The organism is Pseudomonas atacamensis (genome assembly GCF_017167965.1).
Taxonomy (GTDB): domain Bacteria; phylum Pseudomonadota; class Gammaproteobacteria; order Pseudomonadales; family Pseudomonadaceae; genus Aquipseudomonas; species Aquipseudomonas atacamensis.
Map to the genome: position 1 here is coordinate 4,094,728 of NZ_CP070503.1, position 24,056 is coordinate 4,118,783.

Sequence of the window (24,056 nt, forward strand, 5' to 3'; positions counted from 1 at the left end):
CACACCGATCGTTCCCACGCTCCTGCGTGGGAATGCAGCCCGGGACGCTCCGCGTCCCATCCAAAGCCGAACGCGGAGCGTCCGTTGAGGCATTCCCACGCGGAGCGTGGGAACGATCATCAGGTAGCTAGGCTTACAGGCTGAGATCGCGGTTTGAGGCTTTGAGGAACTCCTGCTTGAGCTCTTCAAACGTATGCACCGCCGGGAACTGCGGAAACTCGCGAATCACGTTGTCCGGCGCGTGAAACAGAATCCCCGCATCCGCCTCGCCGAGCATGGTCGTGTCGTTGTACGAATCACCCGCCGCGATCACCCGGTAGTACAGACTCTTGAACGCCAGCACCGACTGGCGCTTGGGATCTTTCTGACGCAGTTGATAGCCGGTCACCCGACCACTTTCGTCAGTGATCAAGCGATGGCAGAGCAAGGTCGGGAAGCCCAGCTGGCGCATCAGTGGCTGTGAAAACTCATAAAAAGTGTCCGAGAGAATCACCACCTGAAAGCGCTCGCGCAGCCAGTTGACGAACTCCACCGCGCCATCCAGCGGTTTCAGTGTGGCGATCACTTCCTGAATGTCCGAGAGCTTGAGACCGTGCTCATCGAGGATGCGCAGGCGCTGCTTCATCAAAACGTCGTAATCGGGAATGTCCCGAGTGGTGGCCTTGAGGGAGTCGATTCCGGTTTTTTCGGCGAAGGCGATCCAGATTTCCGGTACCAGTACCCCTTCAAGATCCAGGCAAGCAATTTCCACAAGACACTCCCGTTTGTAGTGATTATTGAGTCGAGCGAGGCCGAACTCTAGCGTTTGCACCCGAGGCGCGCAACGCAGAGGACGCCCCGGCCGCGGCAGCTTTTTGTTACCATCGGCCCCCTATAGAGCGCCCGAGCGCCATTGACCTGTAGGAAGCCGCCCTGATGAGCCCAACGTTTGACGTCGTGGAACTCGCCACGACCTATGCCAACAAATCCGCCCAGGACATCCTCAAGCTCGCCTTCGCCGAGTTCGGCGATGACTTGTGGATATCTTTCAGCGGCGCCGAGGACGTGGTGCTGGTGGACATGGCGTGGAAGCTGAACAAGAACGTCAAAGTGTTCAGCCTCGACACCGGCCGCCTGCATCCGGAGACCTACCGCTTCATCGAGCAGGTGCGCGAGCATTACAAGATCGACATCGAAATCGTCTCGCCGGACTACACGAAACTCGAACCGTTCGTGAAGGAAAAAGGCCTGTTCAGCTTCTACAAAGATGGCCACGGCGAATGCTGCGGCATCCGCAAGATCGAGCCGCTGCGGCGCAAGCTGTCCGACGTTAAAGCCTGGGCCACCGGCCAGCGCCGCGATCAGAGCCCGGGCACCCGCAGCGCTGTGGCGGTGCTGGAAATCGACACAGCTTTCTCGACACCGGAACGCACCCTGTACAAGTTCAACCCGCTGGCGCAGATGACCAGCGAGGAGATCTGGGGCTACATCCGCATGCTCGAACTACCGTACAACAGCCTGCACGAGCGCGGTTTCATCAGCATCGGCTGCGAACCCTGCACCCGCCCGGTGCTGCCGAACCAGCACGAGCGCGAAGGCCGCTGGTGGTGGGAAGAAGCCACGCAGAAAGAATGCGGGCTGCATGCCGGGAATATCATCAGCAAGAGCAAGGTTTGATCATTTGCTGGAATGAGTTCCCCTGTGGGAGCGAGCCTGCTCGCGAAAGCGCAGTTGCAGTCAACGTTTCAGTTGCCTGATCCACCGCATTCGCGAGCAGGTTCGCTCCCACATTGATATGTGCCAGGCACGCAAAAGGTGTATACAAGGTTGTCACCATCGGTGCCATTTATGTGTGCACTTTCAGTTCTGACGCCCTGAAAAGTTACACTCCCAAGCAGAATCCCCATCTGCTTGCCCCTCTGCAAACTCCCTCCCCTGAAAAAAATTCCTGTCCAATCGATCAAATTATATCGCCGGTTTTTCAGCGACTTATGCCGCATTGATAACTATTCGAAATGAGCCTTGCCGCTTATAGATTGGCAATTGGCACAAATCTGGCTTTATCGCATACATGTTTTGTATACAAAACTGCAAAACATGCACACTTTCGATCCGCAAGCCTGAAGCGCCCTATCCCGTACAGGCTGCAGATGCCCCGTAACCAGTGATGGTTTCACCGCCGCGACGAAGATTTGTCGAGCCTGAGCGCTCATGCACAGTCATCGCGGGGGGAACATCAGGAGCCTGCCGGAATGCGTACAAGTCTTTCGAATAACATCGCGCTGAATCTGCCCTCCTCCACGCTCGATCAACCGTTGCCCGATGACGGGCTGAGCGAGCCGCTGCAACTGAGCCCGCGTCTGCACAACAGCGATCTGGCGCCGACCAAAGCCGAAGGCCGGCGTTGGGGCCAGTACAGCATCTTCGCCCTGTGGACGAACGACGTGCACAACATCGCCAACTACTCGTTCGCCATCGGCCTGTATGCGTTGGGCTTGGGCGGCTGGCAGATTCTGTTGTCGCTGGGGATTGGCGCGGCGCTGGTGTACTTCTTCATGAACCTGTCCGGGTACATGGGGCAGAAAACCGGGGTGCCGTTTCCGGTGATCAGCCGGATCAGTTTCGGCATCCACGGTGCGCAAATCCCTGCATTGATCAGGGCGGTTATCGCCATCGCCTGGTTCGGTATTCAGTCGTATCTCGCCTCAGTGGTATTCCGCGTCTTGCTGACTGCCGTGCATCCGGGATTCGCTGAATACGATCACAACTCGATTCTCGGCCTGTCGACTCTGGGCTGGGTGTGCTTCGTTGCCATCTGGCTGGTACAACTGGCGATCCTTGCCTACGGCATGGAGATGGTGCGCCGTTACGAGGCATTTGCCGGGCCGGTGATTCTGCTGACCGTTGCTGCACTCGCCGGGTGGATGTACTTCCAGGCCAACGCGACCATTGCCTGGTCGATCCGCGAGCCGCTGACCGGTGGCGAGATGTGGCGCAACATCTTTGCTGGCGGCGCGTTGTGGCTGGCGATCTATGGCACGCTGATCCTCAACTTCTGCGATTTCGCCCGTTCTTCGCCGTGCCGCAAAACCATCAAGGTAGGAAATTTCTGGGGCTTGCCGGTGAACATTCTGGTGTTCGCTGCGATTACCGTGTTGCTGTGTGGCGCGCAGTTCCAGATCAACGGGCGGATCATCGAAAGCCCGACCGAAATCATCGCCTCGATCCCCAACACATTCTTTCTGGTGCTCGGCTGCCTGGCTTTTCTGATCGTCACCGTCGCGGTGAACATCATGGCCAACTTCGTCGCCCCGGCGTTCGTCCTCAGCAACCTGGCGCCGAAGTACCTGACCTTCCGCCGCGCCGGGTTGATCAGCGCAACCATCGCCGTGCTGATCCTGCCGTGGAACCTCTACAACAGCCCGCTGGTGATCGTGTATTTCCTGTCGGGCCTCGGCGCCCTGCTCGGCCCGCTGTACGGGGTGATCATGGTCGACTACTGGCTGATCCGCAAAGGCCGCATCAACGTGCCGCAGCTCTACAGCGAAGATCCCAACGGCGCTTATTACTACAGCCGAGGCATCAATTTCCGCGCGGTGGCGGCGTTTATTCCGGCAGCGCTGATCGCCATCGTCCTGGCCCTGGTACCCGGTTTCCACAGTGTTTCGCCGTTCTCCTGGCTCATCGGTGCCGGTATCGCCGGCATGCTTTACCTGATCATCGCCAAACGCCAGACCCATTACGCCGAAGTCAGCGGCGAATGCATCGCTGTGGATAACGTCAGCCACTGATCCCTTCGCGGCCCGGTTTTCGGGCCGCACCACTGCCCGCAATAAGGATTTTCCATGCGTATTCTCGTGGTCAACGTCAACACCACCGAATCCATCACCGACGCCATCGCCCACTCGGCGCAGGCCGTCGCTTCACCCGGTACCGAAATCGTCGGCCTGACCCCGTACTTCGGCGCCGAATCGATTGAAGGCAATTTCGAAAGCTACCTGGCCGCCATCGCCGTGATGGACCGGGTGATGGCCTACGATCAACCCTTCGACGCCGTGATTCAGGCCGGCTACGGCGAACATGGCCGCGAAGGCTTGCAGGAATTGCTCAACGTGCCAGTGGTAGATATCACTGATGCGGCGGCCAGCACCGCGATGTTTCTCGGCCATGCCTACTCGGTGGTGACCACACTGGATCGCACCGTGCCGTTGATCGAGGATCGGCTGAAACTGTCCGGTCTGTGGGATCGCTGTGCCTCGGTGCGCGCCAGTGGTCTGGCGGTTCTGGAGCTGGAACACGAACCGCAGCGCGCACTGGAAGCGATCGTGCAGCAGGCCGAACTGGCGGTGACTCAGGACAAGGCCGAGGTGATTTGCCTGGGCTGCGGCGGCATGGCCGGGCTGGATGAACAGATCCGTCGGCGCACCGGCGTGCCGGTGGTGGATGGCGTGACAGCGGCGGTGACGATTGCCGAATCGCTGGTGCGTTTGAAGTTGTCGACGTCGAAGGTGCGCACTTATGCGACGCCACGGCCGAAGAACATTATTGGCTGGGCGGAGCGCTTTGCTCGATAGACCGAGTTATCGTTCATCGCGGGCAAGCCCGCTCCCACAGGGTTTTGTGTTCTTTGCAAGATGTGTGAGCAACTCAAAACTTGTGGGAGCGGGCTTGCCCGCGATATCCGCAACTCGGTTTGGTGCCTGGCTCAGATAGCACTAAACCGCCGCCCCAGTCCCTGCTCAGCAAACTGTTCAATCACAAAATCCACAAACGCTCGGGTCTTGCCCGGCAACAATTTGTGCTCGGCGTAATAGATCGAAATGTTGCCGTCATCGACAAACCAGTCAGGCAGCACCCGCTGCAACGTCCCTGCCTGAAGATACGCGACCGCAAACGGCATGCTCACCAGCGCAATGCCCAAACCTTGCATCGCCGTTGCACAGGCAGCCTCGGAATCACTCATGGTCATCCGCGCCCGCAATGTCAGCGGACTGTGTTGCTGATCGCGGTGAGTCAGTTGCCAGGAACGCACGCGCCCGGTCTGCGGTGAGCGAATCAGAATGCCGTCGTGTTGCCTGAGGTCATCGGGATGGCTGATCGGCGCATGTTTTTGCAGATAGTCCTCCGATGCCACCAACACCCGATGCGCCGGTGTCAGCCTGCGCGCAACCACGCCTTGTGGCAGTTCAAAGCCGCCGCCAATCGCCGCGTCGAAGCCCTGCCCGATCAGGTCGACCTGACGGTTATCGAAATGCCAGTCCGGGTTGATCGCTGGATAACGCTGCAGAAACTCACCGAGCAGCGGCACGATATACAGACGGCCGAACACCGTGCCCATGCTGACTTTCAGCGTGCCGGCCGGTTGCCCGCCGGCACTGGCCAGATTGGCCACGGCATTCTGGATGGTGGTCAGGCTGGCGCTGACTTCACTCAAAAACAGCTGCCCCGCTTCGGTCAGGGTCAGGCTGCGTGTACTACGCTGGAACAGCCGTACGCCGAGCCGCGCCTCCAGTTTCGCCACGCTTTTGCCCACTGCCGCCGGGGTCAGGCTCAAGCGTCGCGCGGCTTCGGCGAAGCTGCCGACTTCGGCGCTGCGCACAAAGCATTCGATACTGCTGAACGTTTCCATGATCGCCACTATAAACTTTTGGTTTACACAGACTATAGCAATCATGGTCTACCCGGTTGTCGATGCCACGCCGATACTCGGCACCAACACCAAGGCATTCCGCCTTGAACACTTGGAGATCGAACATGACCACTCAACACCTCAGCGGCAAAGTCGCTCTGATTCAAGGCGGTTCGCGCGGCATCGGCGCAGCCATCGTCAAACGCCTGGCCGCTGAAGGCGCCGCCGTCGCTTTCACTTACGTCAGCTCCGCCGCCAAAGCCGAAGAACTGCAGAACAGCATCACTGGCAACGGCGGCAAAGCCTTGGCGATCAAGGCTGACAGCGCCGATGCCGGCGCGATTCGCCACGCCGTCAGCGCCACCGTCGAAGCGTTTGGCCGCCTGGACATTCTGGTCAACAACGCCGGCGTGCTGGCTATCGCGCCGCTGGAAGATTTCAAACTCGAAGATTTCGATCAGACTTTGGCCATCAACGTGCGCAGCGTGTTCATTGCTTCGCAGGAAGCGGCGAAACACATGGGCGAAGGCTCGCGGATCATCAACATCGGCAGCACCAACGCCGACCGCATGCCCTTCGGCGGTGGCGGCGTGTACGCGATGAGCAAATCGGCACTGGTCGGCCTGACCAAAGGCCTTGCCCGCGATCTCGGCCCACGGGGCATCACCATCAACAACGTGCAACCTGGCCCGGTCGACACCGACATGAACCCGGCCCACGGCGAATTCGCCGACAGCCTGATCCCGCTGATGGCCGTCGGTCGTTACGGCACCGCCGAAGAAATCGCCAGCTTCGTCGCCTATCTGGCCGGACCGGAAGCCGGTTACATCACCGGTGCCAGCCTGACCATCGACGGTGGTTTCGGCGCCTGACAGACCGGCAAAAAAAACGCCGCCCTTCTTTATAGAAGGGCGGCGTTTGTGTTTAAGCGGTCAAGCCAGTTCCAGCATCGGCAGGCCAAATACGCTGGGCCTGAAGTCTTTCAGCGAGCGGATAATGCCGTCAGCGTGAGCATATTTCTCGTCTGCCATTGCTGCGTCGGGGATGGCGATTGCGGTCATGCCTGCCGCTTTCGCTGCGGTGACGCCAAACGGCGAATCCTCGAACACCAGACAATCCTTGGGCGCAACGCCCAAACGCCGGGCGGCGGTGAGGAAAATATCCGGCGCCGGTTTGGCCGCGCCGACTTCCGGATCGTCCGCCGTGACGATGAAATCGAACAGCGCAAACCACTCACGGTGCAAGGTGGTTTTCTGCCCGAACGACTGGCGCGACGAACTGGTGCCCACCGCGATCGGGATGTTGTGCGCTTTGAGGTGACGCACCAGCGCTTCGGCCCCCGGCATCGCCTGCGCCTTGGGGAAACGCTCGCGCATCAGCGGCTCGCGGATCTGCAGAAATTCTTCCGGAGTGATCGGTAGTTCCAGCGCCTGCACCACGTAATTGGCCAGGTCATTGGCACCGCGACCAATGATGTTCTGCTTGACGCTCCAGTCGAAGGTTTTCCCGTAGCGCCCGGCAATCAGCGAGGTGACCTCGGTGTAAATGCCCTCGGTATCGAGCAGCAAACCGTCCATATCGAAAATCACGGCCTTGATCGGGCCGAACGTCTTCAGCGGTGCATTCATCATCGGATCCGTTAACAAAGACATCCCGGGCGACAGGCAACGTGCCGCAACGCGGATCTGATTAATGGGTTCAGCAGCATAGCGAGGCCGATGGACATTGAGCAACGGGCAATGCCATCGACGCCTTTTCGCATTTAGCGAAAACTCCTACAGACACTACCTACTTCCCCGACTTCTTTCCTTTTTGATCCCCCGCAAAGTCCGCGCTCCCGTTTTTTCACATGCGCGAGCGACTGCGAATGTTTCAACCCGATCAGCTCCTGGCCCTGAACAACAGCATCGGACTGCTGGTGGTGGCCGCCCTGAATCCGAAGCAGCCAGATTTCGAAGCGCTGATCGACGAGTTCCGCCTGTGCCTGAACAACTACGACGCCTGGGCCGAGCAGTTCTGGACCGGGACCGCGCTGGACATCGAGCAGGTGTTCAAGGTTGGCAATGACGTACAACTGAGCGCGCCGATCACCTCGCGCGCCCCCATCAGCTCATCGGTAGTCATGTGCCCGGCCAACGGGCCGCTGACCCTGGTGCATTTGTTCGAAACCGCGCGCTTCGTGCCGATCGGCGACACCCCGGTGACCCTCGAACCGCTGCTCAGCGACGTCGACGGTGTGCTGACCTTCGGCGAACCACTGCGCTACACCATCGGCCCGAGCGGGATCCTCGAGGTCACCGATTGCGTGCGGAGCCAGCGCTACCGCGTCACCTTCTTTCCCGATGTTTCTACCGACCATGTCCGCGCCCTGTATGCCTCATATGAAGGCGTGATTGCCGGTCTTGAAGGCTGGCTGCGCAGCGAATGGACAGGCTTCCAACCGCAATGGACGGAGTTTTCCAGCGCCGGTTTTCTTGATCGTTACGGGCAGTTGCAACGGGCCGATTGGCGCGGTCTGGAAAAAGCTTTGAATGGCGTCTGGGATGACATTCAACAACTGTTCGCCCTACTTGCCGATCTGCAGGAGCACAGCGCGAAGCTCCTGGAATACCTGAGCGAAGTCGAACTCGAGGCGCTGCTTGCCGCTTCAAACGAAGCGATCGCCAACGCCTTGTTGATGCTCAGCGACGAGCCGTTGCTGTTCATTCATCTGGCTGCGTTCACCAGTTGGCTGAAGATGCTGCCGCCGCAATACCTCGCCGAGGTGGTGGCCGAAGTTCGCACCGAGTTGCTGATCAGTTTCCTGTTGATGCGCGTGGCGGGCGGTGCCGGCGTATCGCTGCGTTTGAGCAGCAAGGTCCTGGCGAAGATCAAGTCGCCACGGGCGCGGGAATGGCTGGCGGCTTCTGCTTTACGCTTGGCGGAACTGACCTCAACGCCGGAACTCACGCAGCATGCGAGCACGCTGAAGCCGCTGATGTTTCATGCGCGCGAGGTTGAGCTGAAGCCGACGCCATCGATTCCGCTGAACATTCGTCAGGCCGATGAAGTTGTGTTGAGCGTGCCGAATCCGGCGCCACTCGCGCGGGACAAATCTCAAAACATGGCCCGCCTTGAGCGCCATGAGCCACACGACGACGCGCCCGACCAAGCAAAGAACCCCAACGGCGATGCCGCCGATTGCGTGCCCAAAACCTGTACCAATGGCTGCCCGGTGTCGATGGTCACCGGCGAAGAACTGCTGACCCTGACCGACGCGGTGCTCGATGGCGTGCTGCCCTTCGAGTTCACCCGCTTGTACCGCAGCAGCGCGGTCGAGATCGACATCGGCCTGGGTTTCGGCTGGAGCCACACGCTGGCCCATCGGCTGGCCTTCGACGGCGATGGCGTGATCTGGATCGACCACGAGAACCGCCGAACCCGCTTTCCCCTGCCCAACGTCGCGCGCCCGGCGATTCACAACAGCCTGTCGCGGGCGGCGATCTTTCTCGGCGATGAGCCGGAAGAACTGATTCTGGCGTTGGCCGGCGACAGCGCGCGGTTCTATCACTTTCGCGCCGGCCGGCTGACGGCGATCAGCGATGTCTACGGCAATCGCCTGACCCTGCAACGCGATCGCTCCGACCGCATTCAGCGTCTGGACAACGGCGCCGGCCGCGCCCTGCTGTTGCGTTATGACCGCGCGCAACTGGTGGCGGTCGATTACCAAGTCTTTGTTCAGGGCGAGTGGACCACCGAGCAGAACCTCGCCACCTACAGCTTCGATGCCCGGCAACGGCTACTGGTCGCGACCAACGCGGTTGGCGACAGCGAACGCTACGACTACGACGATCACCACGTCATCCTCCAGCGCCAGCTGACCGGCGGCGCGAGCTTCTTCTGGGAGTGGCAGCGCGAGGGCAAAGCGGCGCGCTGCGTGCGGCACTGGGCGTCGTTCTCGCAGATGAACACCCGTTACGTCTGGAACGATGACGACGCCAGCGTGACCGTGCATTACGTCGACGGCACCGAAGAAGTCTACGTCCACGACGAGCGCGCGCGGCTGGTGCGCCAGGTTGCGGCCGATGGCGGCGAGCAGCTCAAGGCCTATGACCAGCAGGGGCGCTTGATCGCCGAGCAGGATGCGTTGGGCGCGGTCACCGAATACCGCTACGACGAACTCGGACGGCTGATCGCGCTGATTCCGCCGGACGATGCACCAACGTCCTACGAGTACCGCAACGGTTTTCTCTACAAGCGTTGTCGTGGTGATGCGGTGTGGATTTACCGGCGCAACGCTGAAGGTGCCGTCACCGAAGCGGTCGATCCCGACGGCCAGGTCACGCATTACTACTACAACCTGCGCGGCCAATTGCTGTCGCTGCGTTATCCGGACAGCAGCCGCCATCGCTGGGTGTGGAACGAGCTCGGCCAGCTCATCGAAGAAACCCTGCCCGATGGCGGCGTGCGGCGCTTTTCCTACGATGCGCTGGGCCGGCGGATTACCACCCAGGACGAATTTGGTGTTGTCAGTCGTCAGCAGTGGGACGCGGCCGGCCGACTGATCCTGACGACTTCTCCTACGGGCAGCACCCGCGCCTACAGCTACGGCGCCTACGGCCAGATCACCGCCGAACGTGACGAGCTCGGTCGTATCACCCGCTATGAATATGACGATGACCTGCACCTGGTCTCGCGGCGGATCAATCCTGACGGCACCCGCGTGCAGTACCGCTATGACCATGCGCGGCTGTTGCTGACCGAGATTGAAAACGAATCGGGCGAAAAGTACCGACTGGATTACACGCCGACCGGATTGATCCGACAGGAAATCGGGTTTGATGGGCGGCGTACGGCGTATGCCTACGATCTCAATGGGCATCTGCTGGAGAAGACCGAGTTCGGCGAGCAGGGTTTATCGCTGGTCACCCGGTACGAGCGCGACAGGGCCGGGCGTTTGCTCGTCAAAACCCTGCCCGATGGCGCCAAGATCCGCTATGACTACGATCGCCTCGGTCGGTTGATCGGTGTCAATGACGGCCAGAACCATCCGCTGGCCTTCGAGTATGACCGTCAGGACCGGCTGATCACCGAGCATCAGGGCTGGGGCACTCTGCGCTACGCCTATGACGCCTGCGGCCAGCTCAAACGCCTGCGCCTGCCGGACAACAGCAAGCTCGACTATCACTACGCCAAAGGCGGTGCGCTGTCAGCCATCGACCTTAACGGCACGCCGCTCACGCGCCACGTCTACCAGTCCGGTCGCGAACAGCAACGCCAGCAGGGTCTGCTGCTCAGCGAATACTCCTACGACGATCAGGGCCGCTTGCTCGCCCACGCTGTAGGTCATCGCCACGCTTCGCTGTACCGCCGCGATTATGCCTACAGCGCCAACGGCAATCTCGAGCACATCGCCGACAGCCGCCACGGCCAGCGCACCTACGGCTACGACGCCCTCGACCGGTTGATCCGCGTACGCCACTCGCGCGACGAACTGCCCGAATCCTTCGCCCACGACCCGGCCGGCAACCTGTTGATGCAGGACCGCTCCGGCCCTGCGCAGATCAAAGGCAACCGCCTGCTGATGCAGGGCGACCGCCATTACGACTACGACGCCTTCGGCAACCTGATCCGCGAACGCCGTGGCCACGGCCAGACCCTGGTCACGGAATACCGCTACGACTGCCAGCACCGCCTGATCGGCCTGACCCGCCCGGACGGCCAGACCGCCACTTATCACTACGACGCCTTCGGCCGGCGCATCCGCAAAACCGTCGACGGCGCCGTCACCGAATTCTTCTGGCAAGGCGAACACCTCGTCGCCGAAAGCAGCGGCACGCAATACCGCAGCTTCCTCTACGAACCCGGCACCTTCCGCCCACTCGCGATGCTCGACGGCAAAGGCCCGAAAAAAGCCTGCCCGTTCTACTACCAACTCGACCACCTCGGCACCCCGCAGGAACTCACCGACTACAGCGGCGAAATCGTCTGGTCCGCGCAATACGACGCCTACGGCAAAGTCGCCGCCGTCACCCTCGCCGGCGAAGACTATCTGGATCAACCGCTGCGTTTTCAGGGGCAGTATTTCGATGTTGAAAGTGGGCTGCATTACAACCGGCATCGGTATTACGACCCGAGGCTAGGGCGGTATCTGACGCCGGACCCGGTGAAGCTCGCGGGTGGGTTGAATCAGTACCAGTACGTGCCGAATCCGACGGGGTGGGTGGATCCGTTGGGGTTGACGTCCAATTGCCCACCGCCGAATAAGCCTGGGTGTGAGGTTCCGGGGGCAAGTGATGGGGTTAAGGTTGATGAGGGGGAGCCTGATGCACCAGCGCCTAAGAAAAAACAGGAATATCTGTACCGAGGAGACTCAAGAGACCCGTCCGATGTTTTTGTGAACGGATTCAAAAGCAAGGGAGACAGCGAGGACTTATTCCTCCACTCCATTGATAGCGATTTTCCTCCAAGCGGCTTTATCAGCACCTCCCCCTCTAGAGATGTGGGAAAAGAGTTTGCTACCAGCTTTTTTACAAAAACCGGGTTTCTTTATACTTTGAAGAGAGTCGAGGGCTATGATTTGAAGCAAGAATTAGGAAACCGATACAAATTTTCCCGAGAACAGGAATTCGCCGTTCCAAAAGTCATCAAAAATGAAGATATTCTAGGCGCCACGATAATTATTGATGATGGGCGTGACTTTGGTTACTCCATCCCGAATCCATATAGGAAAATTGATAAATGATTTCGGAGTTCAAAATTATCGTAGAAAAAGAATACGCAATCAAAGATGTAGTTCTGATTTGCGACAGCGAGGAAATAAGCATAACACTAAGCCTGGACGAACTATCGCCAAAAACATACACCGGCAAAAATTTTTATCACTGTTTCGGCTTAATCCGCAAGGACAACCCCCTAGTAACTTTCTTTTGCAAAGGCTCAAAGTTAAATGTTCACCCCTCGAGCTTATCATCACAAATGTCTTTTGGTTTAAAAGCTTATGAATTGACCAATGGAGCAGAACCATCACTGAAAGATGTGGTGTCGATATTTGACTACGAAAATGAAAACCTAACAAACTCACCAGAACTACAAAGAGAATTTTTTTTACAGTGGATGGGGACTTAGGGGCAGAAAGATATATTTTTTTGACGACAGAAATGATAAATGGCGCCCAAATGAATTTTAAGAAAGACGCAAGCCGAGCCTTAACCAACACTACGTAAAGACGCTTTCCAGGTAGATCGACAGACTAAAAGAAAAACATGAATTACTGGAATGAGATACATGGCAGTAAACTCTTCAACATGGTCTTCAGCCGAAATGTACCTATCGGAGAGATTAAGCTCTTCACTCTAAACATAGACAATAATCTTTCAACACTGACTCTGGCATTTGACATCAGAGAAATTCCAGACACGCCTCCGAAGAAGTGGGAATCCACAGGATACAACGCTTGTCGCACAGGGATAACGTGCAGTGAAGTTACAAGCTTGACGACATCCAATCTCCCTACACGGGAAACACTTCAATTATCCATTAAAAATTTTGAGAGCGGGCACTTGGTTTGCATTGCATCAGAGACTTCCGAGATAAAATTCATTACGTCATCGTTGAGATTAAGAGAACCTAGCGTCTATTTAACAGTGTCACCTGTCTAAAATCACGCACTTAACACTCCACGCGCAGCGCCTGCAAGACCAAAAGCAATATCACCAACCCTAAAGCTATTACCACCCCAAAGAGCATACCGCAATTTTTAAACAATAAAAAATGCAATCCAGCCAGCCAATTCATCGGACTAGATATTTTGCAAATTAGGAGAAAAGGATGAGTGATCAAACCTTGGATGCCCTGATAAATGACTTTATTGCTATGGTAGAGACAAGCACGCTGATATTTGAAGAAAAATTTGGTACTCGAGACATTCGAAGGCTTTGGCATACCAAGGCGATAAAGCGTCGCGGGAGAGTCACTCGAGGAGTTAAATATGAATTGCACGGCATTGGCTGCCGCATTAATTTATCGACAGGAACTGTAGATTTTGACTATGGGCCTAATGGTGAAATCAATGGGTTTGACATTTGCCGCTTATACTTCTTTGCTTGCGAAAGACCATCTAAATATAGAAAATACTGCGACAAAAAAATAATCGAAAAAGAATTCGCCGAATACATAGACCTAAAAAAAATCAAGAAAATCTCTTTAATTAGCAACTTATATATATGGACCAACTAAAAAGAAACCGAAAAGACCAAAACGCATAAAAAATCACCCTGACTTCCGCATCTACTTGTGAGACAAACACCAAAATTCACAATGTAAAAATCATTAGAAATATTGGAAAAACCATTTTCGAGACAAGAGCGAATGAAACATGTCATCCTAAAAAGACTCGATACCGATCGACTGGATAATAATAGAAAAACATGAGCAACAACATGATACGTCTCGAAGACTTGATCAAAGGCTTCCTCAGCAAAGTTGAAGAAGGAACAACGCTATTACAAGAAAAATTTGGCACTCGAAACATCCTAAGACTTTGGAGGAGCGGCAAAATAGAACGTTGCGGAGAAATCATCGATGGTGTTGAATATGAACTACACGGCATAGGCTGTGCTATTCATTTTCCCACTGACTCAGTGGACTTCGATTACGGTTCGAATAACAGGATCGATGGTTTTGATGAGTGGCGCCTTTACATATACGCCACCGACAGGCCTTTAAGATATAAAAAATACACTAACATGAAATTTCTTGAGCGTGAATTCAAGACCTATATAGATGCAGGCAGAATCAAAAAAATGTCGCCCTCCGATGACCTCTATGTATTAATCGACCCGCATGAAAACTCTGAAAACTAGACTTAGGCACCTACTGACTCAGGCCTTTATGCCAAAGTTCACCTCTTAAAAACCTCACTGTTCATCTCAATCCTCTGAAAGAAAAGAACAGCATGGCTCGCAAATGACTAAGAAATATCCCGCGCATATTGTGAAGATCGACCCAATCATTGAGGAAATGCTACTGCTCAGCATCAACGGCGTGACTGTGAGATGTTTCGCAGGCCACTGCCCGTCAGTCATCGAAGTAGGTGAGACCTACTCAGCCGAGTTCGAAATGGTGCTGCCGGACGAAATTGACATCGCAAAATGTGAAAACAGCGAAACATATGTCGAGATGCTTGACGACGGTTTCTCATGCGAGATCCAGGGGCGCTTAGAAGGCGATACGCTCAAGTCGTTCGTCGAATTTGCGGATCAAGATATCCACTTCGATTTTCCGCACCTCAATGGTCAGTTTGTAAAAATCAGAGCACAAAGAATCGACGTATCATTCTGAGGAACAGATTTTTCTGTAGGGCCTGCTGAGTCAGGCCCTTAAACCATCATTCAACACCTCAACCCCACCTCACTGCTCATCCCCATCCTCCTCATACTCCATATCCGCCTCATCCGCATCATTCAACGGCACCGTCGCATCATCCATCAGCGAGCCGGGATCTTCATTCCCCGGATCATTGATAAACGGCAATCCACTCGGGCCCTTCTCTTCTTTGCCTTCAGTTTCAGGGGTCATGGTGCACCTCTTGAGCGTGTGGGATGTATCACGTTCGAAAAGCCCTGCCGCCAATCGTTCCTCTTTCTGACGGTCAGACACAAAAAACCCGGCGCCAGGCCGGGTTTTCGTTGATCAATCAGCGATGTTTATTTTTGTGTTTGTTCTTGTGCTTGTGGCCGCCGGAATGAGATCCGCCGTCGTCGTCGCCAAGATTGTTACCTACCGCGCCGCCTGCGGCGCCGCCCAGGCCCGCGCCAATGGCGGAGCCGGTGGAGCCGCCGAGGCTGTTGCCGACGACCGAGCCGCCTGCTGCGCCAAGACCGCCGCCGATCGCGGCTTCGGTGCGGTTGCGTTTGTTCGCGCCGACGGCACTGCCCGCCGCGCCGCCAACACCTGCGCCGACCGCTGCGCCCGTGCTGCCGCCGAGTTGTCCGCCAACCACATTACCCAGCGCACCGCCGAGACCACCGCCTACGGCAGCGGTGCCGTCTCCGGCCGCCATCGCGCCCTGCGCCACGACCAAGCCAAAAAACAGTGCAGATAATGACAATCGCATATGAACCTCGCAGTTCCCGAATCGGGACAGTCCGCCCAAGCAGGGCGTATGCAGATTGGAGATGATTTCGCACGAAACGTTCAGCCATGAAAAAGCCCGACATCGAGTCGGGCTTCTTCTGACAGGCCATCAGTCTCAGTGGCGCTTGTGACCTTTGCCCAGGTTGCTGCCGACGGCACCGCCGGCCGCGCCGCCCAGACCTGCACCGATGGTGGCGCCGTTGCGGCCGCCCAGGCTGTTGCCGATCACCGAACCACCGGCTGCACCGACACCGCCGCCGATCGCCGCTTTGGTGCGGCTGCCCTTGCGTGCGGCGACTGCGCTGCCCGCTGCGCCCGCGACGCCAGCACCAATGGCGGCACCGGTGCTGCCGCCCATTTTCTGACCGACCACGTTACCCAGCGCGCCACCCAGGCCACCGCCCAGCGCCGCGGTGCCGTCACCGGCAGCCATCGCACCTTGAGCAACCAGAAGGCCAAGAACCAGAGCAGGCAGTGTTAAACGCATGACGAAAACCTCAAATAAACGGGATGACGAAAAGGAGCGGGATTTAATGCCCTCGGCGCAGGAAAGTCCAGACGCGGGCGACAGCGTCGATTGGACCGCGATCAGGGAAAAGGTTTTATGCCGGGCAAAAAAAAGCCCGCTGGGGAGACGGGCTGGAGACTTGCTTTCTAACGGATGGCTTCACACTACGTTGGCCAACGTGAAAAGTTTGTGAAAAAAAACCGACATTAATGTCAATGCCCGCCCCCTCATTCTTGCGCGCATAAAAAACCCCGTTCAGTGACGGGGTACGGGATGAAATCACTTTCTGGTCCTTGTCGTGACCTTGGGCAGGAATTTCGCTTTCGGCCCTTTGGGGGCCGTGGATTTGATTTTGCCGATGCTGACCGGATCCTCGCCAAACCCCGACTGATACTCCGACTGACCGCAGCGCACACAGTTGTTGAATGAAAACTCAGCGCCATCATCTTCGATAAATGGACCTGACATAGACTCTCCCCTCCGCAACCGGGCCGACACCGGCAAAACAGTTTTGCCTGAAAAATATCGTCCCTCAGCGCTTTTGAGACTAGCTGGTCACTACTGGACTTGCTGTTCAGAAAGGCTTATCACCGACGAATGGAAAAAAGTGTCGCGAGCGATCACTCGCTAAAGATTTCCATCGAACGGCCGCTGCCCTTATTCCTACCAATGAATCTCAAGGAGAGGTCATGCAAATCAATGGATTCCCGAACATGCCAGTCGTAAAACTCACGGACGGGCAGATCGCTGCCGGCAAGGCCGGTGCGGAAAAATTCAAGGAAAAGATCGCCTCGGGTGAAATCACCATCAAATACCCGGACAAACCGCTTCTGCAGCCGGGCGTCGTCTACCATCCCAGCGAGCTCGCACCATCGGCGCAGCCTGACGGGACACCGCCCCTCGTTGCCATCGATACACCGCTGACCTATGACGCAAGAGGCGCTGTGTTGCTCAAGCCTCAAGGCTGATTGACGCGGAAAAAGCCCATTCCTCGTGCGAGTGGGCTTTGCCTTCAACGCAATGATCAACGCAGCTTCACCGCCGTTCCGGTGACAAACACCACGACCATGCCACCCTTGCCTGCCGGCATGCTGATCTCAAAATCCACGCCAACCACCGCGTCAGCCTGCAATGCGCGCGCTCGATCTTTCAGTTCGTCGGTGGCCTGAATGCGTGCTTCTTTAAGAGCCCGCTCCAACGTCTGCGAGCGCCCGCCAAAGAAGTCGCGCATGCCGGCGAACATATCGCGGATCACGTTGACCCCTTGCACAGACTCGGCGCTGACAATGTCCAGATAGGCCGTGATCTGCCGCCCCTCGACGGAATGAGTGGTGGAAATGATCATGAAAGTCGTCCTTTACTGCAAAAATGATGGCGGCGATTGTAGCGCGGCACCAGGCTTGGCACCCGAGCCTCAATTGGATTTAACGACCCACAATTGATCCAGCTTCGTCGTAAAACTCGAGCTCATCATCTCCCGCCGCATGCCCCAGGCCGGATCCGCCGGCACACTCCCCGCTCGCAACGTTCCATGCCCCCAGCGCTGATTGATCTGGTCGAGCACCCCCATCACCCTCTCCGCCGCTTGAGGTTGGGACTGTGCAAACAGGTCTTCGGTAAATTCTCCGGGCTGTCGCAGATCCATCAACAGCACCTCAGCCTTGCTGTACTTGAACCCCGGCCGGAACAATCGATCAACCGCCTCGCTCGCGACCTTGCTCAGCAATCGCACATCATTGGTCGGATAAGGCAACTCGATCAGCGCGCCATTGGCGTACTTGGCCTCTTCCGGATTGAACATGCCGGTGCGGATACTCACGCGGATCTTCTTGCACAGCGAATTCTGCGCACGCAGCTTTTCCGCCGCTCGGTGCACATAAGTCGCCACGGCTTCCTTGATCGGTTCGATGGTAGTCAAACGATTGCCAAACATGCGGCTGCTGCAAATTTCCTGCTTCGGCGGTTCTGTTTCCGACAGTTCCAGACAGGATGTGCCACCCAGTTCGCGCGCGGTCTTCTCGATCACCACGCTGAACTTGCGCCGCAGCGTCCACGGATCGGCCTTCGCCAGGTCCATCGCACTTCTGATCTGCATGCTTTCCAGATGAGCTTTCATCCGCCGCCCGACGCCCCACACTTCACCGACATCGGTATTGCGCAGCACCCAGTCGCGTTTGGACGGATCGCAGATGTCGACCACGCCGCCGGTATGCGCTTGCAAGCGTTTGGCAGTGTGGTTGGCGAGCTTGGCCAGCGTTTTCGTGGGGGCGATGCCGACGCCCACAGGGATGCCCGTGCGCTTATAAACAGCAGAGCGGATGGTGCGGCCAAACGCGGTCAGGTCCCCAGGGATGCCGCTGAGATCGGCGAACGCCTCATCAATGCTGTACACCTCGACGGCCGGCACCATGGATTCGATGATCGTCATCACCCGCTCGCTCATGTCGCCGTACAAGGCGTAATTACTGCTGAACACCTGAATGCCATGGCGGCGCAAATCATCGCGAATCTGGAAATACGGCGCGCCCATTTTCACAAAGGGCTTGGCGTCATAACTGCGCGCAATCACGCAGCCATCGTTATTGCTCAGCACGACAATCGGCGTCTTCGCCAGATCGGGCCGGAACACTCGCTCGCAGCTGGCATAGAAGCTGTTGCAATCGATCAGCGCGAAGACCTGCTCACGATTTGCCATGGTCGCGCACGCTGTAAGTCACCACACCCCAGATCACCAGCTCATCCCCTTCCATCACGTAGCGAGGCGGATATTTGCTGTTGGCCGAAAGAAGGATGATGGTGTTGTCGCGCATATGCAGACGCTTGCAGATGGGTTCGGAGTTGAGACCGGCGATGACGATATCGCCGTGCTCGGCATTCAAGCTGCGGTCGACGATCACCAGATCACCGCAAAATATCCCCGCGTCCTGCATGCTCTCACCCTCGATCTTCGCCAGATAAACGTGCGGTGCACGAATATCAAAAACCTCGTCCAGAGAGATGTGCTTTTCAATGTGATCAGCCGCGGGCGAAGGAAAACCGGCGGGAATCCGAAACGAATACAGCGCAAGCTTTTCGCCCGCACCTGACAAAGGGCCGAGGATGGTGACGCTCATGATACGAACCTGATAGTGAATTTACTGTATGCGCATACAGTAAACTCGGGACGGTTCGGAGGGTCAATGAGGCGTGTAGGAGATTTCGACGGGTGACAGGGTTTTGTACAACTTCTACTGAGAGTCAGATTTCGCCGCTACGCGTGGACCTCACGATCGAGCACGTCTGCAACCCATTGATTGATGCTCTTATGGGCTAGCTGCGCCTTTACAGCGACCGTCGCATGCAGCGCTGGCGCCAAGCGCAGGCTGAGATTCCCCGAATAGGGTTTCTGCGGTGCACGACCGAGCCTGGCGCAGGTATCGAGATAATCAGTCACGGCCTCCTGGAACGCGTTCCGCAGCTCTGCGACCGACTCACCATGGAATCCGACGACGTCCTTGATACCGGCAATATGGCCGACGAAGAGGCCGTCTTCGTCACTGTATTCAATACGGGCGGCATAGCCGTTATAGTTCATTACGTTCACGGGATGACTCCTGCTTGCTCAAGAAAAGCCCGAGCGTCGCGCACCTGATAGGGCTTTGCTTCTTTGTCTGGGTGGGGCCGGTGAAAAGTCACCACCACACCGTTCAATTCAAAGCGCACTCTTGAACCATTGCCTTCAATGGTCTGGGCGCCCACTGCGCCGAAGAGCGATTCCATACGCACCCACTCCAAGTTATTCGGGACCGGCCTTGAAAAAATAGCTTTGAGCGGGCCGCGCTGTTTGTTGTTCATGGTATTAGATCATGATACCGCGATAATTGGTTAACGCGGTCAAGGCGGAATTACGAGAAGCAAGCCATCGCCACAGACGACGCCGCCGCTTCCTCTTTAATCAAATCATGCAGGTCTGGAACGGCAACTAGAATAACGAGTGACTCAAGGCATGGCGCCGACCAAATAAAAGCGCTCGATATCACGTAGCCTTGGTAGCAAAAATACAAAAAATACAAAAAATCTTATAGAACCTTTGCCTTCTTTTAAAAAGCCCGGTTCAAAAAGCGAAAAAAACCGCCTGAAGACTCGAAATAGCCGTTAACGCCCAGAATATAGGCAGCGTAAAAATAGCGAATCGCCGGCCCGGGGCAATGCCGGCATACCTACGCCAATCAGCTGCTGGCGCCCAGCGCGGCGTCGAGCTAATGAATTGCGGAACAGCTGGTCACACACCAACGGCAACATGAACCGCCAGCATTACGGGACGTGGATCAATGAGGATAGGCTAGACGTTGTTGGGATGTTGCGTTTGGCGCTGAATATAGAGCCGATGATGCTACTGGAGATAAATACGAGTGTTGTATAACGAATTTTCCGCGCCATCTCCTTCCAGCGTTTCAACAGAAAGGATTGCCGTAAGGAGAATCGCCCCGGTCAAAAAATGCGCCCTCTCCAAAGGCGCACTCCTGAGGACTCTATGGGCTACCGGAACCGTGAAAACAAGGCAGGGAAGTCTTCATGCCCTAATTCAATGACTTGCGTGCCACGCCTGGAGAAGTATGTTTTTTTGTACAGCGATGGCTGTTGCTGCCCTTCTACCTCAAGGACAAAAACCGTTTTATCAAAGTAGCTCACACATTTCATATGTGTGCCGACATATGATTTCAACGGCTCAGAAAGTTCAGAACGATTTATGCGATCAGTTATCATCTGAAACAATTGATCCAAATCCTTACCTAGGAATTTAGCTTCATGCTCGACGCCTGTAACATGAAACTCCCCAAAGATAAGTGGATCAACTCCAAAGAGTTTACCTACACGTAAAGCAGTCTGAGCAGTGTCAGCAACACCTACGACCACATATCCTTTGTGTCCTTTCTGAATATTTGCAATTGCAGCACAGGTCTCCAAAATCTTGTCAAACGACCCATCATCAAACTTAGGATTATCAGAAAGCTCTAAAAAACCCTGCTTGAAGTCAAATGCAGCCTGTTCAGTCTTAGAGTTCGTAAGCAAGTTCTGCAGCTTAGTTACCCAATGAACTTTCGCAGGATCCGGATTCAAATCCACTTCGAAATATTGTTGTATAACGCCGACAACAGTATTAACCGCCGCCGCCCTATTCTCTGCGCCCCACCGGCCACCTTCTTGGATTACAATATGTTTGCCTTTATTGGTTAAAGCAGCGATCGCGCCAGCCCTATCCGCTACAACCATGCCCTTTTTGACTATCAAGTCATGCATAGCCAAGAATACAGCTTGAAAATATCGAGGAATAGGATTGCCTACTCCGCTAGCAGGGAATAACAGCTGGTAGAAAGATACCCCTGCCTGAACTAACATTAAAACAAGAGCATCATGAGTGCGCTGATAATCAAGGTCTACTAAATCAGGGTTTCGCCGCCGAATCGCCTGATCCATGGAACGAAATCTATCAAAACTCCCACCCTCAAGGGGTACTCTTGCACCATAATAATCATCGAATAACTCAGTCCTAGATGCTACTGGTCCATCGGATACCATGTATGCAATCACGTCGGCCACGAGTTCTTCATCTCGACTCTGCCGAAGATGATCTTTCGTTAAAATCCCGTGATACACCCAAAAGACATTATCCGCATTGATCCCGTATGAAAGCTCTCGATTAGTAATGCTGATTTTTTTCATTTCATTCAAGAAAAGAGTAACGCCGTTAGAGGTATCGCCGCGAATTCTTGAAGAAACTACGCGTACGCAATCAGCGAAAGCATTTGTAGCACCAGCCACCCTAAGTTCTTGCCGAGACAGTTGACGGCCACCAGAATTAATTCGTCTAAATACTTCATCAACTGATTCGCCATCAGCAAACTCATAAATAGAAAGCGGAACGGGATAAGCAGCTATCGAGAGGCATTTTTCCCGCGCCATCAGAGGAGTACGCTGCACCAAGACACCCCGATCCAGCATATCCTTAGTTGTAGCGAACGTATTCAGATCAAAATAAGTCTCATCAACAGCAAAGTCATTACTAATAAATGACGTAATTGCGTCCATGCGCTGCATGCCATCAATAATTTCTAAATGACCCGCTGGATTATCTTGAGGATCCGCGAGCAAGATAATAGGCACAGGAAATCCACTGATTATAGAATCAATAAAGTTTTGCTTTTCTTCAATGGTCCAAATCAGCTTCCGCTGGTAGCGTCTATTCACAACGTACTTTCTATCTACATAATTTATGTAAATACGCTCTACCTGCTCGCCCCTTACAATCAGCTCTTGTTGTGGTGAAGCCATATCAACCTCCAGTAAATTTAGATTCCTTTCGAAGCTCACTACATTCAGTAAGAACAGCAGTAGGAGCACGGTCTATTACCTACTTCCCCCACCGTACGCAAATCAAATAATGAACACGTCAGCGCACATCCAACCAAATCCAAGCAGCCATCACACATCTGGTCATTTCCACCACCCGAACGGTAATTTCTACCGAAGTATCGAACATGGCTAAGATGAAAAAACACCGTTTTCAGCACCGTCATGCACGAACGTAATCTAGATCTACACATTGAGGGGCGGCTAGGTCAAGCAAATGAATCACCAAAAAACGCCTCCAGTTCCATCTGGCCATTTTTTCAGACACCAAAAACCACAAACCCCCAACTTTCTCTAGGAAAATCAGGGGTTTGTGTTCACTGAATGTGGCGGTGAAGGAGAGATTCGAACTCTCGATACAGTTTCCTGTATACACACTTTCCAGGCGTGCTCCTTAAGCCACTCGGACACTTCACCGTATCTCTGCAGACATGTTCTGTCTGTCGAGGCGCGCTAATGTAGTCGAAAGCTTTTCCGAAGGCAAACTTTTTTTCAGAATTTTCATGCGCTTAAGAGAGCACGCTTCGTTCTGCCAAAGCGGGCGATGGCAAACCGGCCAATCTCGGGTGAGCCGTGCGCTTCCTTTATAGCAGGCAACACGGGCGCGACGCTGGCCGAAGCGCAAAACGGTGACTGGCAGGTCAGTCACGGCGCTTTACCTGGCCTGCGGCGGTGGGTAACGTCTGCCCATCTTTCTAATAAGGAATAGCGTCATGAGCGAGTTGATTGCCTACCACCTCGAAGACGGTATCGCGACCCTGACCCTGAACAATGGCAAGGTCAACGCGATTTCTCCGGATGTGATTGCGGCGTTTAACGCGGCGCTGGATCAGGCGGTGGCGGATCGCGCCGTGGTGATCATTACCGGGCAGCCGGGGATTCTCTCCGGTGGTTATGACCTGAAGGTGATGACCGCCGGCCCGAAGGAGGCCGTTGCGCTGGTGACAGCCGGTTCAACATTGGCGCGCCGCCTACTCTCTCACCCGTTCCCGGTGATCGTTGCTTGCCCGGGACACGCTGTGGCCAAGGGTGCTTTCCTGCTGTTGTCCGCCGATTACCGCATCGGTGTCGACGGCCCGTTCAGCATCGGCCTGAACGAAGTGCAGATCGGCATGACCATGCACCACGCCGGTATCGAGCTGGCGCGTGATCGCTTGCGGCGTTCGGCTTTCCATCGTTCGGTGATCAATGGCGAAATGTTCGATCCGCAAAGTGCCGTTGATGCAGGCTTCCTCGACAAAGTCGTCACTGCCGAAGAATTGCAAGGCGCCGCGCTGGCTGCCGCGCGGCAGTTGAAGAAGATCAACATGCTCGCGCACAAGAACACCAAGCTGAAAGTGCGCAAGCAACTGCTGGAAACTCTTGACGACGCCATCCTGCAGGATCAGCAACATCTGGGCTGACTCGTCCAGGATCTGCCGGTAAGTGAATAGC

The 24,056-nt window shown here is 55.7% G+C and carries 26 protein-coding genes and 1 tRNA gene; 12 read left to right on the forward strand and 15 right to left on the reverse strand.

Features of this window, described 5'->3' with window-relative positions; genetic code table 11:
- Positions 1–133: 133 nt before the first annotated feature.
- Entirely contained in the window at positions 134–751 is a 618-nt protein-coding gene (gene thrH / locus JWU58_RS18550) for a bifunctional phosphoserine phosphatase/homoserine phosphotransferase ThrH (RefSeq protein WP_122747089.1), read from the reverse strand.
- 164 nt (positions 752–915) lie between these two features.
- On the opposite strand from thrH, the gene JWU58_RS18555 reads away from it, so the two are divergent.
- The 3 genes from JWU58_RS18555 (at position 916) to JWU58_RS18565 (ending at position 4,553) form a co-directional block, all read left to right on the forward strand.
- Positions 916–1,656 carry a phosphoadenylyl-sulfate reductase gene (locus JWU58_RS18555; protein ID WP_041479156.1) on the forward strand — a complete coding sequence of 247 codons (741 nt, stop codon included), beginning with the start codon at positions 916–918 and terminating at the stop codon, positions 1,654–1,656.
- A gap of 575 nt (positions 1,657–2,231) precedes the next feature.
- Positions 2,232–3,770 carry an NCS1 family nucleobase:cation symporter-1 gene (locus tag JWU58_RS18560; protein ID WP_206420744.1) on the forward strand — a complete coding sequence of 513 codons (1,539 nt, stop codon included), beginning with the start codon at positions 2,232–2,234 and terminating at the stop codon, positions 3,768–3,770.
- A gap of 54 nt (positions 3,771–3,824) precedes the next feature.
- On the forward strand, positions 3,825–4,553 hold the full coding sequence (locus tag JWU58_RS18565; protein WP_206420745.1) for an aspartate/glutamate racemase family protein: 729 nt from the start codon (positions 3,825–3,827) through the stop codon (positions 4,551–4,553).
- A 131-nt stretch (positions 4,554–4,684) separates the two neighbouring features.
- Here the strand turns inward: JWU58_RS18565 and JWU58_RS18570 are convergent, their stop codons facing one another.
- Entirely contained in the window at positions 4,685–5,608 is a 924-nt protein-coding gene (locus JWU58_RS18570; RefSeq protein WP_206420746.1) for a LysR family transcriptional regulator, read from the reverse strand.
- Between the two features lie 125 nt (positions 5,609–5,733).
- On the opposite strand from JWU58_RS18570, the gene JWU58_RS18575 reads away from it, so the two are divergent.
- Positions 5,734–6,480, forward strand: coding sequence for a 3-oxoacyl-ACP reductase family protein (locus JWU58_RS18575; RefSeq protein ID WP_206420747.1), 747 nt, complete (start codon positions 5,734–5,736; stop codon positions 6,478–6,480).
- A gap of 60 nt (positions 6,481–6,540) precedes the next feature.
- Here JWU58_RS18575 and JWU58_RS18580 read toward each other — a convergent pair whose 3' ends face one another.
- Positions 6,541–7,236: an HAD-IA family hydrolase gene (locus JWU58_RS18580; protein WP_122882102.1), complete on the reverse strand. Its 696-nt coding sequence runs from the start codon at positions 7,234–7,236 to the stop codon at positions 6,541–6,543.
- Positions 7,237–7,475: 239 nt separating this feature from the next.
- Here JWU58_RS18580 and JWU58_RS18585 point away from each other — a divergent pair, with 239 nt between their 5' ends.
- From JWU58_RS18585 to JWU58_RS18610, 6 genes are all read left to right on the forward strand, one after another.
- A complete protein-coding gene (locus tag JWU58_RS18585) occupies positions 7,476–12,332 on the forward strand; it encodes an RHS repeat-associated core domain-containing protein (RefSeq protein WP_206420748.1) in 4,857 nt (1,618 codons plus the stop codon).
- Entirely contained in the window at positions 12,329–12,715 is a 387-nt protein-coding gene (locus JWU58_RS18590) for a hypothetical protein (protein ID WP_206420749.1), read from the forward strand. The genes JWU58_RS18585 and JWU58_RS18590 overlap by 4 nt, the downstream gene beginning before the upstream one ends.
- Before the next feature lie 179 nt (positions 12,716–12,894).
- The gene (locus JWU58_RS27610) at positions 12,895–13,248 is read left to right on the forward strand and encodes an Imm50 family immunity protein (protein WP_420893296.1); all 354 of its coding nucleotides are present in this window, start codon (positions 12,895–12,897) and stop codon (positions 13,246–13,248) included.
- Positions 13,249–13,417: 169 nt separating this feature from the next.
- Positions 13,418–13,825, forward strand: coding sequence for a DUF6896 domain-containing protein (locus tag JWU58_RS18600; protein ID WP_073473934.1), 408 nt, complete (start codon positions 13,418–13,420; stop codon positions 13,823–13,825).
- A 203-nt stretch (positions 13,826–14,028) separates the two neighbouring features.
- Entirely contained in the window at positions 14,029–14,451 is a 423-nt protein-coding gene (locus JWU58_RS18605; RefSeq protein ID WP_232245580.1) for a DUF6896 domain-containing protein, read from the forward strand.
- A 103-nt stretch (positions 14,452–14,554) separates the two neighbouring features.
- Entirely contained in the window at positions 14,555–14,929 is a 375-nt protein-coding gene (locus JWU58_RS18610; protein WP_016773806.1) for a hypothetical protein, read from the forward strand.
- 69 nt (positions 14,930–14,998) lie between these two features.
- Here JWU58_RS18610 and JWU58_RS18615 read toward each other — a convergent pair whose 3' ends face one another.
- The 4 genes from JWU58_RS18615 to JWU58_RS18630 form a co-directional block, all read right to left on the reverse strand.
- Positions 14,999–15,166, reverse strand: a complete 168-nt coding sequence (locus JWU58_RS18615) for a hypothetical protein (RefSeq protein WP_016773805.1) — start codon at positions 15,164–15,166, stop codon at positions 14,999–15,001.
- A gap of 118 nt (positions 15,167–15,284) precedes the next feature.
- Complete coding sequence (locus tag JWU58_RS18620; RefSeq protein WP_024012287.1) at positions 15,285–15,704, reverse strand: YMGG-like glycine zipper-containing protein; 420 nt, start codon at positions 15,702–15,704, stop codon at positions 15,285–15,287.
- A gap of 135 nt (positions 15,705–15,839) precedes the next feature.
- A complete protein-coding gene (locus JWU58_RS18625; protein WP_016773803.1) occupies positions 15,840–16,211 on the reverse strand; it encodes a hypothetical protein in 372 nt (123 codons plus the stop codon).
- A 300-nt stretch (positions 16,212–16,511) separates the two neighbouring features.
- Positions 16,512–16,700: a hypothetical protein gene (locus JWU58_RS18630; protein ID WP_122698972.1), complete on the reverse strand. Its 189-nt coding sequence runs from the start codon at positions 16,698–16,700 to the stop codon at positions 16,512–16,514.
- Between the two features lie 221 nt (positions 16,701–16,921).
- Between JWU58_RS18630 and JWU58_RS18635 the strand changes: the two genes are divergently transcribed.
- Complete coding sequence (locus JWU58_RS18635) at positions 16,922–17,200, forward strand: hypothetical protein (protein WP_206420750.1); 279 nt, start codon at positions 16,922–16,924, stop codon at positions 17,198–17,200.
- Positions 17,201–17,256: 56 nt separating this feature from the next.
- On the opposite strand, the gene JWU58_RS18640 is transcribed toward JWU58_RS18635, so the two are convergent.
- The 8 genes from JWU58_RS18640 to JWU58_RS18675 all read right to left on the reverse strand — a co-directional run bounded on the left by JWU58_RS18640 (position 17,257) and on the right by JWU58_RS18675 (position 23,271).
- On the reverse strand, positions 17,257–17,577 hold the full coding sequence (locus tag JWU58_RS18640; protein ID WP_016773801.1) for a YbjQ family protein: 321 nt from the start codon (positions 17,575–17,577) through the stop codon (positions 17,257–17,259).
- A 69-nt stretch (positions 17,578–17,646) separates the two neighbouring features.
- Positions 17,647–18,927, reverse strand: a complete 1,281-nt coding sequence (locus JWU58_RS18645; RefSeq protein WP_110645182.1) for a Y-family DNA polymerase — start codon at positions 18,925–18,927, stop codon at positions 17,647–17,649.
- On the reverse strand, positions 18,914–19,345 hold the full coding sequence (locus JWU58_RS18650; RefSeq protein WP_016773799.1) for a LexA family protein: 432 nt from the start codon (positions 19,343–19,345) through the stop codon (positions 18,914–18,916). Before JWU58_RS18650 ends, JWU58_RS18645 begins: the two co-directional genes overlap by 14 nt.
- Positions 19,346–19,482: 137 nt before the next feature.
- Positions 19,483–19,815, reverse strand: a complete 333-nt coding sequence (locus tag JWU58_RS18655; protein WP_071171560.1) for a type II toxin-antitoxin system HicB family antitoxin — start codon at positions 19,813–19,815, stop codon at positions 19,483–19,485.
- Positions 19,812–20,066: a type II toxin-antitoxin system HicA family toxin gene (locus tag JWU58_RS18660; protein ID WP_206420751.1), complete on the reverse strand. Its 255-nt coding sequence runs from the start codon at positions 20,064–20,066 to the stop codon at positions 19,812–19,814. The genes JWU58_RS18655 and JWU58_RS18660 overlap by 4 nt, the downstream gene beginning before the upstream one ends.
- 684 nt (positions 20,067–20,750) lie before the next feature.
- Complete coding sequence (locus JWU58_RS18665; RefSeq protein ID WP_206420752.1) at positions 20,751–22,544, reverse strand: DUF262 domain-containing protein; 1,794 nt, start codon at positions 22,542–22,544, stop codon at positions 20,751–20,753.
- Positions 22,545–22,949: 405 nt separating this feature from the next.
- Positions 22,950–23,039, reverse strand: a tRNA-Ser gene (locus JWU58_RS18670).
- Positions 23,035–23,271 carry a hypothetical protein gene (locus JWU58_RS18675; RefSeq protein ID WP_206420753.1) on the reverse strand — a complete coding sequence of 79 codons (237 nt, stop codon included), beginning with the start codon at positions 23,269–23,271 and terminating at the stop codon, positions 23,035–23,037. The genes JWU58_RS18670 and JWU58_RS18675 overlap by 5 nt, the downstream gene beginning before the upstream one ends.
- 64 nt (positions 23,272–23,335) lie before the next feature.
- Here JWU58_RS18675 and JWU58_RS18680 point away from each other — a divergent pair, with 64 nt between their 5' ends.
- Positions 23,336–24,025 carry a crotonase/enoyl-CoA hydratase family protein gene (locus tag JWU58_RS18680; RefSeq protein ID WP_076566844.1) on the forward strand — a complete coding sequence of 230 codons (690 nt, stop codon included), beginning with the start codon at positions 23,336–23,338 and terminating at the stop codon, positions 24,023–24,025.
- Positions 24,026–24,056: the final 31 nt, after the last annotated feature.